Source organism: Rheinheimera sp. (assembly GCF_965283995.1).
In the GTDB taxonomy this organism is placed as follows: domain Bacteria; phylum Pseudomonadota; class Gammaproteobacteria; order Enterobacterales; family Alteromonadaceae; genus Pararheinheimera.
Genome location: NZ_CBDIQG010000001.1, coordinates 1317523 through 1332461 on the forward strand (window position 1 = coordinate 1317523; position 14939 = coordinate 1332461).

19 protein-coding genes and 1 tRNA gene are annotated in these 14939 nt (G+C 51.1%); 15 read left to right on the forward strand and 5 right to left on the reverse strand.

What is annotated here, in order from left to right; all coding sequences use genetic code 11:
* Window positions 1-32: 32 nt before the first annotated feature.
* Window positions 33-596, forward strand: coding sequence for a YchJ family protein (locus ACQ66Q_RS05945; RefSeq protein WP_430455948.1), 564 nt, complete (start codon window positions 33-35; stop codon window positions 594-596).
* 35 nt (window positions 597-631) lie between these two features.
* Here the strand turns inward: ACQ66Q_RS05945 and ACQ66Q_RS05950 are convergent, their stop codons facing one another.
* Complete coding sequence (locus ACQ66Q_RS05950) at window positions 632-1105, reverse strand: VC2046/SO_2500 family protein (RefSeq protein WP_430455949.1); 474 nt, start codon at window positions 1103-1105, stop codon at window positions 632-634.
* 111 nt (window positions 1106-1216) lie between these two features.
* Here ACQ66Q_RS05950 and ACQ66Q_RS05955 point away from each other — a divergent pair.
* Window positions 1217-1300 (forward strand) — tRNA-Tyr (locus ACQ66Q_RS05955).
* Window positions 1301-1485: 185 nt separating this feature from the next.
* Window positions 1486-3096 carry a response regulator gene (locus tag ACQ66Q_RS05960; protein ID WP_430455950.1) on the forward strand — a complete coding sequence of 537 codons (1611 nt, stop codon included), beginning with the start codon at window positions 1486-1488 and terminating at the stop codon, window positions 3094-3096.
* A gap of 1 nt (window position 3097) precedes the next feature.
* Here ACQ66Q_RS05960 and deoC read toward each other — a convergent pair whose 3' ends face one another.
* Both deoC and ACQ66Q_RS05970 read right to left on the reverse strand, forming a co-directional pair.
* Window positions 3098-3841 (reverse strand): deoxyribose-phosphate aldolase, encoded by a 744-nt coding sequence (deoC, locus tag ACQ66Q_RS05965; RefSeq protein WP_430455951.1) that lies wholly within the window; start codon window positions 3839-3841, stop codon window positions 3098-3100.
* Window positions 3842-3987: 146 nt separating this feature from the next.
* Window positions 3988-4707, reverse strand: a complete 720-nt coding sequence (locus ACQ66Q_RS05970; protein ID WP_430455952.1) for a M48 family metallopeptidase — start codon at window positions 4705-4707, stop codon at window positions 3988-3990.
* Between the two features lie 146 nt (window positions 4708-4853).
* On the opposite strand from ACQ66Q_RS05970, the gene xthA reads away from it, so the two are divergent.
* Window positions 4854-5666, forward strand: coding sequence for an exodeoxyribonuclease III (xthA, locus tag ACQ66Q_RS05975; RefSeq protein WP_377246897.1), 813 nt, complete (start codon window positions 4854-4856; stop codon window positions 5664-5666).
* A 4-nt stretch (window positions 5667-5670) separates the two neighbouring features.
* Window positions 5671-6297: a hypothetical protein gene (locus tag ACQ66Q_RS05980; RefSeq protein ID WP_430455953.1), complete on the forward strand. Its 627-nt coding sequence runs from the start codon at window positions 5671-5673 to the stop codon at window positions 6295-6297.
* 14 nt (window positions 6298-6311) lie between these two features.
* Here ACQ66Q_RS05980 and yfbV read toward each other — a convergent pair whose 3' ends face one another.
* Window positions 6312-6761: a terminus macrodomain insulation protein YfbV gene (yfbV, locus tag ACQ66Q_RS05985; protein ID WP_377246903.1), complete on the reverse strand. Its 450-nt coding sequence runs from the start codon at window positions 6759-6761 to the stop codon at window positions 6312-6314.
* Between the two features lie 516 nt (window positions 6762-7277).
* Between yfbV and ACQ66Q_RS05990 the strand changes: the two genes are divergently transcribed.
* Genes ACQ66Q_RS05990 through ACQ66Q_RS06010 form a run of 5 tightly spaced genes read left to right on the forward strand, consistent with a single transcriptional unit; the run spans window position 7278 to window position 10272 of the window.
* Window positions 7278-7799 (forward strand): PTS glucose transporter subunit IIA, encoded by a 522-nt coding sequence (locus ACQ66Q_RS05990; protein WP_430455954.1) that lies wholly within the window; start codon window positions 7278-7280, stop codon window positions 7797-7799.
* A 29-nt stretch (window positions 7800-7828) separates the two neighbouring features.
* On the forward strand, window positions 7829-8191 hold the full coding sequence (locus ACQ66Q_RS05995; protein WP_430455955.1) for an ArsC family reductase: 363 nt from the start codon (window positions 7829-7831) through the stop codon (window positions 8189-8191).
* An 8-nt stretch (window positions 8192-8199) separates the two neighbouring features.
* Window positions 8200-9336 carry a succinyl-diaminopimelate desuccinylase gene (dapE, locus tag ACQ66Q_RS06000; protein WP_430455956.1) on the forward strand — a complete coding sequence of 379 codons (1137 nt, stop codon included), beginning with the start codon at window positions 8200-8202 and terminating at the stop codon, window positions 9334-9336.
* Window positions 9318-10013 (forward strand): M15 family metallopeptidase, encoded by a 696-nt coding sequence (locus tag ACQ66Q_RS06005; RefSeq protein WP_430455957.1) that lies wholly within the window; start codon window positions 9318-9320, stop codon window positions 10011-10013. The genes dapE and ACQ66Q_RS06005 overlap by 19 nt, the downstream gene beginning before the upstream one ends.
* Window positions 10006-10272 (forward strand): hypothetical protein, encoded by a 267-nt coding sequence (locus tag ACQ66Q_RS06010; protein ID WP_430455958.1) that lies wholly within the window; start codon window positions 10006-10008, stop codon window positions 10270-10272. Before ACQ66Q_RS06005 ends, ACQ66Q_RS06010 begins: the two co-directional genes overlap by 8 nt.
* A 42-nt stretch (window positions 10273-10314) precedes the next feature.
* Here ACQ66Q_RS06010 and yejK read toward each other — a convergent pair whose 3' ends face one another.
* The gene (gene yejK, locus ACQ66Q_RS06015) at window positions 10315-11352 is read right to left on the reverse strand and encodes a nucleoid-associated protein YejK (protein WP_430455959.1); all 1038 of its coding nucleotides are present in this window, start codon (window positions 11350-11352) and stop codon (window positions 10315-10317) included.
* 69 nt (window positions 11353-11421) lie between these two features.
* Here yejK and ACQ66Q_RS06020 point away from each other — a divergent pair, with 69 nt between their 5' ends.
* From ACQ66Q_RS06020 to ACQ66Q_RS06040, 5 genes are all read left to right on the forward strand, one after another.
* A complete protein-coding gene (locus ACQ66Q_RS06020; protein ID WP_377246924.1) occupies window positions 11422-11646 on the forward strand; it encodes a DUF1414 domain-containing protein in 225 nt (74 codons plus the stop codon).
* Window positions 11647-11686: 40 nt separating this feature from the next.
* The gene (locus ACQ66Q_RS06025) at window positions 11687-13171 is read left to right on the forward strand and encodes a DUF3413 domain-containing protein (RefSeq protein ID WP_430455960.1); all 1485 of its coding nucleotides are present in this window, start codon (window positions 11687-11689) and stop codon (window positions 13169-13171) included.
* A 113-nt stretch (window positions 13172-13284) separates the two neighbouring features.
* Window positions 13285-13482, forward strand: coding sequence for a DUF2061 domain-containing protein (locus ACQ66Q_RS06030; protein ID WP_430455961.1), 198 nt, complete (start codon window positions 13285-13287; stop codon window positions 13480-13482).
* A gap of 59 nt (window positions 13483-13541) precedes the next feature.
* The gene (locus ACQ66Q_RS06035; protein ID WP_430455962.1) at window positions 13542-14111 is read left to right on the forward strand and encodes a YaeQ family protein; all 570 of its coding nucleotides are present in this window, start codon (window positions 13542-13544) and stop codon (window positions 14109-14111) included.
* Complete coding sequence (locus ACQ66Q_RS06040) at window positions 14111-14935, forward strand: CvfB family protein (protein WP_430455963.1); 825 nt, start codon at window positions 14111-14113, stop codon at window positions 14933-14935. The genes ACQ66Q_RS06035 and ACQ66Q_RS06040 overlap by 1 nt, the downstream gene beginning before the upstream one ends.
* The last annotated feature ends 4 nt before the right edge of the window (window positions 14936-14939 follow it).

Genomic DNA, 14939 nt, shown 5'->3' on the forward strand with positions numbered 1-14939 from the left:
TTCGTTACAATAGTAATTTTTCCGGATGAATTATGTCTTGTTATTGCGGACGGCCAGAAGATTACCAGCAATGCTGTGGTCCATTGCACCAAGGCCTGCAACAGGCCAAGACACCAGAGCAGCTAATGCGGTCACGTTTTAGTGCTTATGTTTTAAAATTAGTGCCTTATATCGCCAATACCTATCATCAAAGCAAACAGTCAGACAATGCTACGCTAGAAATCAGTGCTTTTGCTGAAGCTGCCACATTTCTGTCGTTGCAGGTGATTGCCACCGCGGGCCCAGAGGGTTTTAGCGACGTCAAGGCAAAACAGGTGATCGCTGCGGACAGCGCAGATACAGCGACAGGGTACGTGCATTTTATCGCCCGATTTTTAGTGAAAGAGCAGTTACATCAGCTGGAAGAACAATCACGTTTTGTGCAGGAGCAAACGCTGTGGCGTTATCTGGATGGTGTTTTATTGCCACATGCTATGGTAAAAACCGGCCGTAACGACAGCTGTCCGTGCGGCAGCGGTAAAAAGTTTAAAGCCTGTCACTCGCATTGGCTGAACGGTCAACCCGGCAGCGAAATTTCCTCAGGTTTGATGGCGTGAATAACAAGCACGCTGCAAGTCCGCACCCAGCCTCGTCAGGCAGCTATTGGATCCGTGTGCAATTGCTCCAAGACGTCGTACAACAGAGTTGCGTCTAGTTTCTGGATTGGAGCATCACGGTGCTGCAGATGCCGTTGGCTGTGCAACGACAGATTGTCGAGGATCTCAGCGCTGAGTTTTTTCGCATCATGGCGGATCACCTGCGGCTGTGGCTGTAACAACATACTCAGTTGTAATGCAGCAAAACCACCTTGCTGCAATGCCTGTCCTTGTTGACGCATGTGGATAATGTCAGAGTCCAGCATCGCCGGGTCGCGCATTGCAGGAAGTTGAAGTTGTTGACGTAAGTCGGTCTGTTGTGGGGTGGCATTGCCATCAGGTAAACAGAAGCCGGCTTGTTCTTCTGTGGCGGGAGATAACACGGATAACCAGAGCTGAAAGTCTGCCCGGCAGCGCTGCTGCAAAGCCTCGTTCAGTTCACTGCCTAATTGCCATTCGTTAATTAACATAAAAAAATCAGCTGGTGACCCGATGAATTGCTGACATTATCGGCAGTCAGCACAGGAACTTGAGATAATTGCTTTACAAGCAAATAAATTTTGATAAGATGCCGGCCACGTGGAGGGGTTCCCGAGTGGCCAAAGGGATCAGACTGTAAATCTGCCGGCACTGCCTTCGAAGGTTCGAATCCTTCCCCTCCACCATCTTCGCCACATTGCTGGCTACCTCACATGAAATTCCAAATTCCAAACTCATTTAAGTACTGATGGCTGCGAAGTCATTACACATAGACATCGTTACTTTACTGACATCACTGTTGCCAACTTGCGCTCTGCTTAATTGTTTCCCACACTGAAACAATCCGCAGAATGTTGCAAGGACGCATGTCTTGACCGGAGCCACCCCGTCAATCCTGATCGTTGATGACCAGCGGCCATTTCAGTTAATGATGAAAGGGATCCTGCATAGTCTCGGCTATCGAACTATTGATTTTGCCCACCATGGTGAGCTGGCTTTACAGCGTTGCCAGCAACAGCGTTACCAAATCATCTTTATCGACTACAACCTCGGTACCGGCAAGAACGGCCGGCAGTTACTGGAAGATTTAAGGCAATTTGGATTGTTAGATGCTGACAGTATCTGCATGCTGGTTACCGGTGAAAACACCGTCCCTATGGTGATTAGCGCAGTAGAACTCGAGCCTGACGATTATCTGATGAAGCCGTTTTCACAAAGTGTTTTACGCAGCCGATTACAGCGGATCCAACAAAAAAAGCATTGTTTGTATGGCGTGTACCAAGCGATGATGATGCAGGATTGGCCCACAGTCGAAGTCCAGGCCCGGCATCTGCTAGAACAATATCCCCGCTACGCCCCTTATCTGCGCCGGATCCAGGTGCAAGCGATGTTACATACCGGTAAGTTCGACGCAGCCAAGACAGAGCTGGCGCCCATACTGAGTCAACGCCGGCCGCATTGGGCCTTATTACAACAAGCCCGACTCGAAATGGAATCGGGCCAGCACCAACGCTGCCAAGCCTTGTGTGAAGAAGCGCTGTCGACCAATAAATATCTGGTAGAAGCTTATGACCTGCAGAGTGAAAACCTGATGCGTGGCGGTGATCCCGACCAGGCGCGTCAGTTACTGAAAAAAGCGTTGGAGATCTCACCCTATCAGCTGCAGCGGTTACAGCAATTTTTTCAATTGAGCCTACGCACCGGCCGGCAGAATGATACGTTGCAGGCCGCGCGGCAAATGTACGAATTGACCCGCCGCGCTGGTAGTAATGATCCAAAACAATTGCTGAATTACGTACGTTGTTTACTCAACGCGGTGAGTGCAAGCACTGAAGCCAGCCAAAAAAACCGCCTGCAACAAGAATCATTATTGATCATGCACCGGGCGCGCCGAGATGAGCATTTGCTGCGAAAGATGGACTATGAGTGCTTTGAGCGCCTGTGTATGGCCAGGCTGGATGCCGCCGATGGCCGACATTTACAAGCCAGGCGTAGTTGTCAGGAGCTAGCGCTGCAACTGGGTGAAGAAGATCCGCTTTGCTGCGACCTGGCGATGTTGTGTAATCAGATCGGCGAATTTGAACTGGCCGAACAGCTTGAGCCAGCAGCCAGGCTGGATGCAGATCCCATCGCTCTGAGCCTTTGGTATCAGCAACAGCAGCAGGTCGAACCGCAGCGACTTGCCTTTAGACAATTCAGCCGACAAGGGCTGCGCTGTTATGAAGAAGCCGATTTTGCCGGCGCCGCAAAATACTATGAACAAGCCCTTCTGTGGGCGCCGCACAATAGTTCAACGCAACTCAATCTGTTGCAATCTGTGTTGCAATGCATCAGTCAGGACATGCCAATTGTCAGTGTCACGCCGGCTGAAATTATCCGGCGCATCCAGCTGCAACCGTTGGTTGGTGCCCAGCAAGAACGCCTGCAGATGTTACAGCGTCAATATGGCGATTTAACTGCAAGCGGCAAATTAGCCGGCTAGACTACAGACTTTTTGCTGTCTCTAACTCCGCTAATAACTCGGTCAATAAAGTACTAGCCCCCAAACGCATTCCTGCCGGATTCGCCAGCTGCCCAGTGATATCTTCATACATTTGTAGCAATTCCAGTGCTTGGGGAACGGTCCGAACACCACCTGACGCTTTAAAACCGACCGGACGGCCAGCGCTGGCGATCGCAGTCAGTATGATGCGCGCAGCTTCCAACGTCACGCCTACCGGGACTTTCCCTGTGGATGTTTTAACAAAATCTGCACCGCCTTCAATCGTCAACTCTGTAGCTTTGCAAATTTGCTGTGCGGTTCCGAGCGCACCAGATTCGATAATAACTTTAAGACAGACAGTGCCGCAGGCTAGACGGACAGCACTGAGGAAGTGTTTCACCGCAGCATAATCGCCGGCTAATAAAGCCTTGTATGGCAGCACAGCATCGATCTCAGTCGCGCCCAGTGCAATGGCCTCTTTGATCTGTTGAACGACCTGCTCAACGGGCAGATCGCCACCGGGGAAATTCACCACAGTCGCGACCGGTACCGACATCTGTTGTTGCTGCAAATGTGCCAAAGTCTGGCTAATAAATTGCGGATATACACAAAATGCCGCAGGACTCGCTTCAGGCATTACAACTTGTGTCAGCCACTGCGCCATGTCAGTGTCAGAATCGTTGTCGCTCAGACGGGTTAAATCCAATAGCCGCAGCAGCTGCTGTAAACGTAGAGAACTGGTCATGGTTAAAATTCCTGTTGCCGGTGCATGTGGGCACTCTTGGGCTTATTTTTATTAAGATGATTGAGTAGATTGCAGAACCTGCTGGCGGATTAAAACAGAAAGCCGCAGCGTTGCAAAGACAGTGCGGGCAGACTATGCCACTGCGTCTAGCTGTGGTCTGCGGTCAGTGTTAACTGCATCTGATGATGTTTCAAATAAGCTTTGGCGTCGCGCCATGCCGGATAATACTGCGCGACCAGTTGCCAGAAGGCTGGCGAGTGGTTCATTTGTCGCAGATGCGCCAGTTCATGGACCACCACGTAATCCGACACCCAGGCCGGCGCGAGTAGGAGTCGCCAGTTCAGACAAATAGTCCCGTCGCTGTGGCAACTGCCCCAGCGGGTTTGCCAACCTTTGATCATTAAACGCTGATACGACAACCCCATCAGCGCACTCCAGTGCGCCAGCCGCTCAGCGAAATATTGCCTTGCTTCCTGTTGATACCAATCTTCCAGTAATGACAATACTTGCTTCGGTCGATTTGCCGGTTTGATCCGACGCGATAACTGCACCCAAAGCGTCTGACCTTCCAGAGTCACTCCTGTCACAACATCGTCGACCACCCGCAGCCGTATTGGTAAATCGCGCAGTACCAGTTGATCGCCCATTACCGGGTAACCCTGTTGTGGCCGCTGCTGCCGATGCTGCAGATGCGTGTTGATCCAGTCGGCTTTGCGTTGAATAAACTGATCAATCTGTAACTTATCCAGATACAGTGGCGATAATACAATCAGACCTTGGGGCCCAACCTGCAACGCCAGTGTGCGACGCCGGCTGGAGCGTTTCAGCTGATAAGAAATAGTACTGAACTGACAGACTTCGTTCACTGCCTGCTCCGGTTAGATAAAAAAGCCGCCGCAGCATACCGAAAGCGTCGCCGTCGCTGCAAGGGGGCTTTAGACAGCCCCGCTTTTCCGATGTTATGATGCAGACCTGACATCATCGCAGCGTATATATGGACACGGCATTCAATATGAAAATCATTTCATTTAATATCAATGGGCTACGTGCACGGCCACATCAACTGCAAACACTGGTCGCCGCACATCAACCCGACTTTATCGGGCTGCAGGAAATCAAAGTACACGATGACGAGTTTCCACTGGAAGACGTCAAAACTCTCGGATACCACATCTATCATTTTGGTCAGAAAGGTCATTATGGTGTCGCTATTCTGAGTAAGATGCCGGCCGATCAGATGTTATATGGCTTTCCCGGTGATGCAGAAGATGCACAGCGGCGCATGCTGATTGGTCACTGGACGCTGGCCGATGGTAAGCGGTTCACCTTACTCAATGGCTATTTTCCACAAGGCGAGAGTCGCGACCATCCCGTGAAGTTTCCGGCTAAACAACGCTTTTATGCCGATTTGCTGCAATATCTGCAAACTTATCACCAACCGGGTGATTATGTTGCCGTGATTGGCGATATCAACATTTCACCATTGGATCTTGATATCGGCATTGGCGAGCCGAACCGAAAACGCTGGTTAAAAGATGGCAAATGTTCGTTCCTGCCGGAAGAGCGCGACATGCTACAAACCATCAAAGACTGGGGCCTCATTGACACTTTCCGCCAGCTACACCCGGAACGTACTGAGCGCTATAGCTGGTTTGATTATCGTTCCAAAGGCTTTGACGACAACCGTGGTCTGCGGATTGATGTCGTTATGGCCACAGCGCCACTCGCAGCGCTGTGTCAGGCCTCCGATGTCGATTATGACATCCGGGCGATGGAGCGCCCGTCCGATCACGCGCCTGTCTGGGCAGAGTTTGACCTGACATAAGCTGATGAGCTGGTTTATTGGTATTCTGGCATTGCTGTACTATCTGGTATCAGATCGGAAGGTTCTGCCATTGCTGCGCCAGCCATTGATCCAGGCGCTGTTCGTCGGCGCAGTGCTGGTGTTATCAGTATTGTGGCAGCTCAAAGCACAGTTACCTGACTTACCTGCTTTGCATTTTCTCGGCATTACTACTGTCACGCTGGTTTTGGGCTTACGCCTGACGTTATTGGTGATCCCGTTGGCACTGCTACTGCCGCAAATCGCGGCCTACATGGCCGGTCAGCCCGGGCTGGTCGTTGAAATAGAAATCTTACACTGGACAGCCCTTTGCCTGGTCGCACTACAAAGCTACTGCTGCTATCTGCTGGTGAGCAGGCTATTGCCGGCACATCTGTTTGTGTCGATATTTGTCAGTAGTTTTTTAAATAGTCTGCTCGGTGCACTGTGCTTTGTGGCCTGTCTGGCGGTGGGGTATTTTGCTGTACTTGGGCTCGGAACTGACACACAGCCAAGCGAGTTTTTGCTGGTGATGCCGTTGCTGGCAATGCCGGAAGCATTATTGAACGGCATGGCAATGACTTTGTTGCTGGTATACCGGCCGCATTGGGTGGCGGCTTTCCGGCAGGAGTGAGAGCTCTGACGCCGTCAGAGCCAATGCCGGAAGAATGCTTTATCGAGCTGGCGGAATGCCGATTGCAAAACGGTAGCCAAGTCAGCATAACTGGGTTTGCCGGTGGCCGCCTGTGGCACCTGCACACCCGCTTGTTGCATCTGGCTGCGGATATCCTGATACCAATGACTGATTGCTGGTGGCAATACGGTCTGGGCGCGCAACCCCAGCCAATAATAACCTTGTAAAGGCAACGCCAGCAAAAACAAACCACAAGACAGCGCCGACCACAGATAGCTACTGCCAAAATACTGTAACTGCACGCACACCGACAACACGGCCAGCGGCGGCATCCACATCTTTAATAGCAGGGTCAGGCGGATCATCCGGTTCTCCGGAAATAAGCCATTTAACTCCTGCAACAGGGGCCAGGTGTTGCTGTAATGCACACCCATTTGCAACGTACTGCGGACATCTGTGCGCATCGCAGGACTCCGGAAATAAAGCATCTGAAGCAACACTAGCATAAATGGGGACTGCCAGCCTATGCTCTGGCGAAAAAAGCCTGATCCCGCGGCAGACACAGACTGCACAGTTGAAAGAAAATCGCGCATAAATAGCGACATTGAATGAAAACATACATTTTCAGGCCTTTGATTGCATTCATCACAGTGCCATCAAATAACAAATTTTGTGCCATTCAGTATTCTTGTTATATTTCATGCAGATAACAAAGATAAACAGAACAACCCACAAAGTTATCCACAGAATCTGTGGACAACCTGACTGTAATCAAATCGCCAGATCCAGCGCTTTCATTTGTAAAATGACATGACAAAAACAGCATTTCAGCGAAAAATCACTGTTAAATCACTATTTTCACCTATTACGCGGTGACAGCGGCTAATAACGAATCTGGCGACGAGTTTTTTTCATTTGTCGCTGCAGCAGGGCTAAGGACTTTGGTACTATCAGGACATGGGATCCTGGGATTGATATTCATGACATCGGCATTTAGCAAACTGACATTGCATACTGACCAGCCTCCGGCACGCGGGTTCGAGATCCGCAGCCCGGTCAGCGGCCTGGTCAGTGCACCGGATGACAATGCCGGGACTGTATACCGGTCTGGGTTATTGCCGGATGCCGTACAGATCCAGCTGCAGGGCCAGCAATTGCTTGCCCCTTTTACCGGGGCTGTCAGTCGGCTGGATATGGGCGGGAGCCGGATCATTCTGCATCATCCACAAGGCTTAAAACTGGAGATCTGTTTTCCCGACGCCTGTCAGCAACAAACCATGGGCTTTCACTGGTTGGTGGCTGATCGCAGTAAAATACAGGCCGGTCAGCAGCTACTGCAGTTTGATCCGTCCCGCTTACAGCGTTGGAGTAGCCCGCTGACGTGTCTGGTTTCTATTGTAGAACACCCAAAGATCCAGCGATTGCATAGCAGAACCGGTTTTGTTGCAGCCGGACAAGACCCGTTATTCTGGCTTGAACTAAAAAGTACACAGGCCCATTAGTTTTTAAACTTCAGGAGTTTTTCACTGTGATGTCCGTTGTTCACCATGACATTAAAATTTATGGCATTAAAAATTGCGACACGATGAAAAAAGCACGTAGCTATCTGGCCGAGCAGCAGATCGCAGCGCATTTTCACGATTACCGCACCGATGGTGTACCTGAGACGGTGTTGCAACAGGCCATCGCAGCGCTGGGTTGGGAAAAACTGATTAACCAGCGCGGCACTACCTGGCGGGGTTTAACCGACGCCGACAAACAAATCAGTGATGCCGCGGCCGCGCTGGCGCTGATGCAACGTTACCCTGCCGTGATTAAACGTCCGTTGTTACAACGCGGCGACCAGTTTCTGGTTGGTTTTGATGCCAGCCAATACCAGCAATTCTGCCTCTGAGATCTGTTATGTCTGAAAAATCTGCCGTACTTAGCCTGACTGAAGAACTGATCCGTCGCCCTTCCGTCACGCCACTCGATGAAGGCTGCCAGCAATTAATGGCCGATCGTCTGAGCGCTCTTGGTTTTGATATTGAATCGATGTTTTTCGAAGATACATTAAATTTATGGGCGCGCCGCGGTCAGGGCAAACCGTTGTTTTGCTTCGCCGGTCATACCGATGTCGTTCCTACCGGACCACTCGAACAATGGGACAGCCCGCCATTTGAACCCGAAATTCGCGACGGATTGTTATTTGGCCGCGGCACTGCCGACATGAAAGGCAGTCTGGCTGCGATGATCGTTGCCACCGAACGATTTTTAGCAAAAAAACCGCAGCTCACCGGCGACATCGCCTTTTTAATCACCAGCGACGAAGAAGGCCCTTTTATCAATGGCACGAAACGCGTCATTGAAACGCTGGAAGCCCGCCAGGAAAAAATCAGCTGGTGTCTGGTCGGCGAACCTTCCAGTACCAATCAAGTTGGCGATGTCATTAAAAATGGCCGGCGCGGCAGCCTGACGGGTTACCTGAAAGTCAAAGGCGTGCAGGGGCATGTGGCCTATCCGCACCTGGTTGATAATCCAATTCACAAAGCAGCACCTGCACTGGCGGCGCTGAGTACTGAAGTGTGGGACCACGGCAATGCTTTTTTCCCGGCCACCAGCTTTCAGATCTCCAACATTCATGCCGGCACTGGCGCGACCAACGTGGTCCCCGGTGAACTCAGCCTGACCTTTAACTTCCGCTTCAGTACCGAAGTCACCGCTGAGCAGTTACAGCAACGGGTGTTGGCATTATTGGACCAGCATCAGCTGCGATATGACATTGAGTGGGTGGTCAACGGTTTGCCGTTTCTGACCGATCGTGGCCCGTTGGTTGAAGCGGCAGTGAAAGCTGTTCGCCAGGTGCAAGGCTTTGAAACCGCCTTAGAAACCACCGGCGGGACATCGGATGGCCGCTTTATTGCTCCAACCGGCGCGCAAGTGGTTGAACTCGGCCCCTGCAATGGCACTATTCATAAAATCAACGAACATGTGCGGGTGGCGGATCTTGATCTCTTAACCGACATGTATGAGGCCATCTTGTGGCATCTGCTGACCTAACCGCGCTGCAACTGACCGGTATCGACGCGCCTCCTTTATTAGAAGTGGAGCCAGGCAGGTTATTGCAACCTGTTGTCGCAACCGCTTATCAGGCAATGCAACAAGCTGCAGCGGCTGATGGTATCGAGCTTCGTATCGCCTCCGGCTGGCGTGATTTTTCGCGCCAGCAGGCGATTGTCAAAGCGAAATTAAACGGCGAACGCACGGTGTATGATGCTGCACAGCAGCCGGTGGCACTCGCGGGGCTATCCCCCGCTGCGCAAATTGAAGCCATCATGTTGTATTCTGCTTTGCCAGGTGCCAGCCGCCACCATTGGGGCACAGATCTGGATGTATGGGACCTAGCGGCGGTACCCGCTGATTATGTGTTGCAGTTGACGCCAGCCGAGTATGCGGCCGGTGGACCATTTGCCAGCTTGTCCGACTGGCTCAGCCGCTACGCGGGTCAATTTGGTTTTTTTCGACCCTACCGCACTTTTCGTGGCGGTGTGGCCGCGGAGCCCTGGCATTTAAGTTACCGGCCACTGGCCAGCACGTACCTGCAGCAGCTCAGCCTGCCGATGCTACAAGCGGCTATTTTACAAAGCGAACTACCGGCGCGTGAGGCTATTTGTGCCCTGCTGCCGGAGCTGTTTCAACGTTATATCTGCAATATTGATGGAGAAGAAGATGTCTGATTTATGGCTGATGGTGTTGCTGGTTGTGGCGCTGTTAATAGGCAATTTATGGCTGCTCAAACGCAACAGTAAACAGCAGTTACCACGCAAAAGCACAGTAAGTCGTCCGGTTCAATCGGCGCAAACTGCTGCTGCAGTGCAGACCAGTCCTGTCGTCGCGGCGATACCTGAGAAAAATAACAACGAAACGCCAGCGGCCAAATCTGCCAGCGATACGCCCGGCCAGTCTTCGTCTAATAGTGACGGTGCAGCCGATTAAGCACTGCTTCAACGCCGCAACAGCGCTGAAGCAGTGGCGTTGTTATTCGCCTTTTTTGTCGAAACTGGAATAACCGCGGATAAATTTCTGAAGCTGATCCCGCAGATTCGGCGGTGTGCCTTTGATGATCAGCACATCGCGTTCCGCGTCATACTGCACACGTTCGCCAAGAAGCTTTTGTTCAAAGCTCAGGCTGAGTCCGGCGCCGGCGCCGGAGAATTTCACCAATGTTTTTAATTCTTTGACATCAACCGGAAACTCCTCGGCCACGGCAATATCCTGCTCCTGACAATAACGGATAAAGGCATTGTCGTCAGAGCTATCGACGGTAGCGGATAATTCATCCAGCCGTACATCCTGACCTTGTTTGGCCCGCTCTTCACAATATTGATAGACTTGCTTACGCACATCGTGTTTTTCGCCGGCGTCATAATCCGATGCACTTAAATATTCTTCCACTGACGCCAATACCACTTTGCTGCTGACCTTGGGGTCGACGCCTTCAGCGGCACCGAGAAAATCGAGGAAAAAATCCGCCACTTTGCGTCCGGCGCGGCCACGGATAAACGAGATGTATTTGCCCTGCTCCGGCGAACTGGCAAGTTCGGTTAAATCAATCCGCGCAGCCAGCTGCATCCGCGCAATATCCAGATGCTTACTACTAGCGAGCTGTAAATCGGACGTCAGACTGAAATGTTCTTTACTGCCGAGCAAGGCAACAAACAAATATTCGTTTGCCAGATAACGGTAATGACACAACATCAGATAACCGGTTTCGGGGATCTGGTGCTTGGTCAATTCCACCACTAAGGCTGCCGTGGCGTGTTCAGCCAGACTCAGGAATGGCTTTTCGCCGTGTTGCCATTGCCCAAGCGGTTCCAACATTTGTTCAACTTTGTCACTGCTGAAACTGGCATAACCTTTCGCCGGTTTGCCGTTATAGGCTAAATGCAGTTGTTCCAATAACAACGCGACATGAGGGGTGATACTCAATAACTCTTGACGGAAATGCGCGGTCAGCTGCGCTGACTCATTGGCTTCAATGAAATTAATCGCCAGAGCGTGGACATCAACAGACATAAATTTTCCTGTTTAACCGAATTCTGTTACCATTCTACCTGTTTTGCAGATTTCAATTCAGAGTAATTCATGCCGATCCAGTCCAAGTACAGCAACGCCCAAATTGAAAATGTCGTCAACCTTTTACTGGAAACTTTGCGGCAGCAACAGGCCAATACCGAACTGAGCCTGATGTGCCTCGGCAATACCATCAGTCACATCATCCACACCCATGTGCCGAAAGACCGGCAGCAAGAAGTCGCCAAATCCTTTGCCCAGGTACTGGTCGATTCAGTGGCCGGAAAGTCGCACTGATCCTATGGTACTGGAGCAGGACCTTTCACTGGTAAATAAAGTGAACCGGCTGTTACGCTGGGGTCATTGGTTTACCTTTTTTAATGTCTTGCTGGCATTGCCGGTCACCTTAAGTTTTTTTCTGGCCGACCCGCTGCCGCCTGATGCTATTGGCTGGATCTATCTGGCACTGAATTGGCTCGGACATACCGCTTTTATTTGTTTGTTGTTTTTTATCGTGACCATTTTCCCGGTAAGTCTGCTATTTCCGTCGCAACGCCACGTCCGTGGCGTCGCTGCATTGCTGGCCAGTATCGGCCTGGTTGTGCTGATTTTTGATGCCTATGTCTATCACAGTCTGGGTTATCACGCCGGCAGTGCTTCGTTTGAACAGACCGTTGATCTGTTGCGCCAGCAAGTCGTCACCAATCTGCGCAATTTTGTCGTAATCACCGCCTCTGTTGGTTTGTTGTTGTTAGCGCTTGAACTGGTGCTGAGTAATTTTTGCTGGAAAAAGATTGAGCGGCTAAAGCGTTCCGGCATCGGCGCCCCCGCTTTATTGACGTTGCTCGGCAGCTTTATCTGCAGCCACTTATTACATATCTGGGGTGATGCGATGGAAGTGACCAGCATCACTCGACAAGACAATACATTGCCACTGAGCTACCCCGCGACGGCCCGCACGGTGTTGAACCGCTATCAAATCATCAGCACGCAAAATAACGATCAGCAGCCGCAAAGCTGGCTGCAGCAGGCACTGGCGACGCCACAAGCGGTACAATTGTCCTGTAGCGCCGCGCCACAAGCGGCACCACTGGATGTTTGGCTGGTGAACAAAATTGATGCCGAACTGTTGCAATTGCTGCAGTTGCAGAATTTTAAGACATTGCCCCAACATCTGGCACCACATGACCAGACGCTTGGTCTGAGCAACTTACTGCACGGTCAGCTTGCACCGGCACAACCAACCACAGCACCATCCTGGTGGAACAATCTGCCTGCTGGCTTTCTGCAAATCGATGCTGACGCCAGCTGGAATAAACAATTGCCGTGGCTCGAGAGCCAGAGCACTACACCGGCGGCCGTGCGTATCCACCTGCAACAGGACCCTGCATTACTGCTGACACAGTTAAAACAACGTCCGGCGGCTCAACAGCTGATGGTGATTGAAATCGCCGCCTCCGGCGATCGTTTTGCTCTGGGGCCGGCACAGGTCTGGTATCACTGGCCGGAACTGCGGCAACAACGTTTTAATCAGGTCAGTCAGCACCTTGATTTAATGCCAACATTGCTCGCCTACGCCGGATGTTTTAATCAATATCCGTGGATCGGTGAAAACTGGTTAGCGGCCAGCCAAAACGCCAAACTCAATGTAATAGGCAATGAACTCTATGCATTTCGCAAAGACAAAATGCTATTGGTCAAAGAAGATGGCCAATACAGTGTCTGGTCGGCCGGTACTTTTGTCGCGCTCGAGCAAAAACCGGATTTACCGTTATTAACGGATGCGTTAAACCGGCTGACTATCGCTGCAGCTGTGCGCTGAGTTCCTCATCGCTTTTTTCGAACTATCCTGCCTTTTTTATTCGTTTCACATCGATGGTGCGGCCATTTATGCTGGTCTCACATTCAGCCAGACTTTGGCGCCGGGAGCCCATCATGCTAAAAACCTTCAGCTTCACCATTATGCATTTCACTATCGCCTTTAGTGTCGCCTATCTGCTCACCGGTGACATTATGGTCGGCGGGCTGATAGCTATGGTCGAACCGGCCGTCAACACTGTGGGTTATATCATTCACGAAAAAATCTGGACCCGGTTACAACATGCAGAAAAACCACAGTTTCTGCGTGCATAAGTCGCGGGGCGGGCAAAAAAACGTTACACTGGCGCCCCGTTTTTTCTCTGGTGTGATCCATGGCACTCAAAGCCACCATCTACAAAACCGAGCTCGCGATTGCCGATATGACCCGGCATTATTATCAGACACACAGTCTGACCCTAGCGCAACATCCGTCTGAAACTATTGAACGGATGATGCTGCGGCTGGTCGCGTTCACCCTCTGTGCGCATGAGCGTCTGATCTTCGGCAAGGGCATTTCTGAGGATGCCGAACCTGATTTGTGGCAACACGATTATGGCGGCAACATCGAGCTGTGGATTGAGCTGGGTCTGCCGGAAGACAAATTACTGCGCCGCGCCGCGCATCGCGCACATCAGGGCATGGTGCTGGCTTATGGCGGCACTGTGGTCGATAAATGGTGGAAAGACGCGCAGAAAACAGCCCGAGAACTGCCGAACCTGACCGTTGTCGCCATTGACGCGGCCGAATCACAGGCGCTGACTGACTTGTGCCAGCGCACGATGCAACTACAATGTACCATTCAGGAAGGCCAGCTCTGGTTCGCTGACTCAACTCATTCTGTGGTGCTCAATCCCCGCCTGCTGCAGCAGAGCAATCCACCACTGTTTCAACTGGAGTCCTAATGTTTCTTGGAAAAATAAATCGTCTGGTGATTAAACGTCGCGTCGAATTTGGTGTGTACCTGGATGGCAAAGAATGGGGTGACATTCTGCTGCCTAAACGCTATGTACCGCTGACCGCAGACATTGGCAGCAGCGTCGACGTATTTTTATATCTCGATTCCGAAGATCAACTGATCGCGACAACAGAAAAAGCCTTGATCAAAGTCGGTGAAGTGGCGCAAATGCGCGTAGTTGCGGTAAACAAAGTCGGCGCTTTTTTAAACTGGGGTCTGAAAAAAGACTTGTTAGTGCCTTTTGCTGAACAGACCGTGCCGATGCAACAAGACTTCAGTTATCTGGTGTATTGTTTTGTCGACAAGAGCAACCGTATTGTCGCATCGAGCAAACTCGACAAATTTATCGGGAAAACTACCCCGGTACTGAATAGCGGCGACGAGGTGTCGATTGTCGTTGCTGAGCCTACCGACTTAGGCTTTAAAGTCGTGGTAAACAACGAACACTGGGGTTTATTGTATAAAGATCAGGTGTTTAAGCAGCTACGCCGCGGTTATCAGTGCAAGGCCTATGTCAACAAACTACGCAGTGACGGCAAAATCGACCTGCTGCTGGATAAACCTGGTTATGGCAAAACACTGGATTTGACCGGGCAAATTCTGCAAAAGCTGGAAGCGAATGAAGGCGTGCTGATGTTGTCAGATAAAAGCTCGCCGGAAGCCATTTCTGCATTGTTTGGCGTCAGTAAAAAAGTCTATAAACAGGCCATTGGCGCCTTGTTTAAAGCCGGCAAGATTGAAATAACCGAAACCCAAATCAAGCTGAAATAAAGCG

Bases quoted from the DNA above. Each gene is read 5' to 3' on its own strand.
- yejK (WP_430455959.1), bottom strand. From the start codon at position 11,352: ATGTCTGTTGATGTCCACGCTCTGGCGATTAATTTCATTGAAGCCAAT.
- ACQ66Q_RS06010 (WP_430455958.1), top strand. From the start codon at position 10,006: ATGTCTGATTTATGGCTGATGGTGTTGCTGGTTGTGGCGCTGTTAATA.
- ACQ66Q_RS05945 (WP_430455948.1), top strand. From the start codon at position 33: ATGTCTTGTTATTGCGGACGGCCAGAAGATTACCAGCAATGCTGTGGT.
- ACQ66Q_RS06040 (WP_430455963.1), top strand. From the start codon at position 14,111: ATGTTTCTTGGAAAAATAAATCGTCTGGTGATTAAACGTCGCGTCGAA.
- ACQ66Q_RS06035 (WP_430455962.1), top strand. From the start codon at position 13,542: ATGGCACTCAAAGCCACCATCTACAAAACCGAGCTCGCGATTGCCGAT.
- ACQ66Q_RS05980 (WP_430455953.1), top strand. From the start codon at position 5,671: ATGAGCTGGTTTATTGGTATTCTGGCATTGCTGTACTATCTGGTATCA.
- ACQ66Q_RS06020 (WP_377246924.1), top strand. From the start codon at position 11,422: ATGCCGATCCAGTCCAAGTACAGCAACGCCCAAATTGAAAATGTCGTC.
- deoC (WP_430455951.1), bottom strand. From the start codon at position 3,841: ATGACCAGTTCTCTACGTTTACAGCAGCTGCTGCGGCTATTGGATTTA.
- ACQ66Q_RS06030 (WP_430455961.1), top strand. From the start codon at position 13,285: ATGCTAAAAACCTTCAGCTTCACCATTATGCATTTCACTATCGCCTTT.
- ACQ66Q_RS05950 (WP_430455949.1), bottom strand. From the start codon at position 1,105: ATGTTAATTAACGAATGGCAATTAGGCAGTGAACTGAACGAGGCTTTG.
- ACQ66Q_RS05990 (WP_430455954.1), top strand. From the start codon at position 7,278: ATGACATCGGCATTTAGCAAACTGACATTGCATACTGACCAGCCTCCG.
- dapE (WP_430455956.1), top strand. From the start codon at position 8,200: ATGTCTGAAAAATCTGCCGTACTTAGCCTGACTGAAGAACTGATCCGT.
- ACQ66Q_RS05995 (WP_430455955.1), top strand. From the start codon at position 7,829: ATGTCCGTTGTTCACCATGACATTAAAATTTATGGCATTAAAAATTGC.
- xthA (WP_377246897.1), top strand. From the start codon at position 4,854: ATGAAAATCATTTCATTTAATATCAATGGGCTACGTGCACGGCCACAT.
- yfbV (WP_377246903.1), bottom strand. From the start codon at position 6,761: ATGCGCACAGATGTCCGCAGTACGTTGCAAATGGGTGTGCATTACAGC.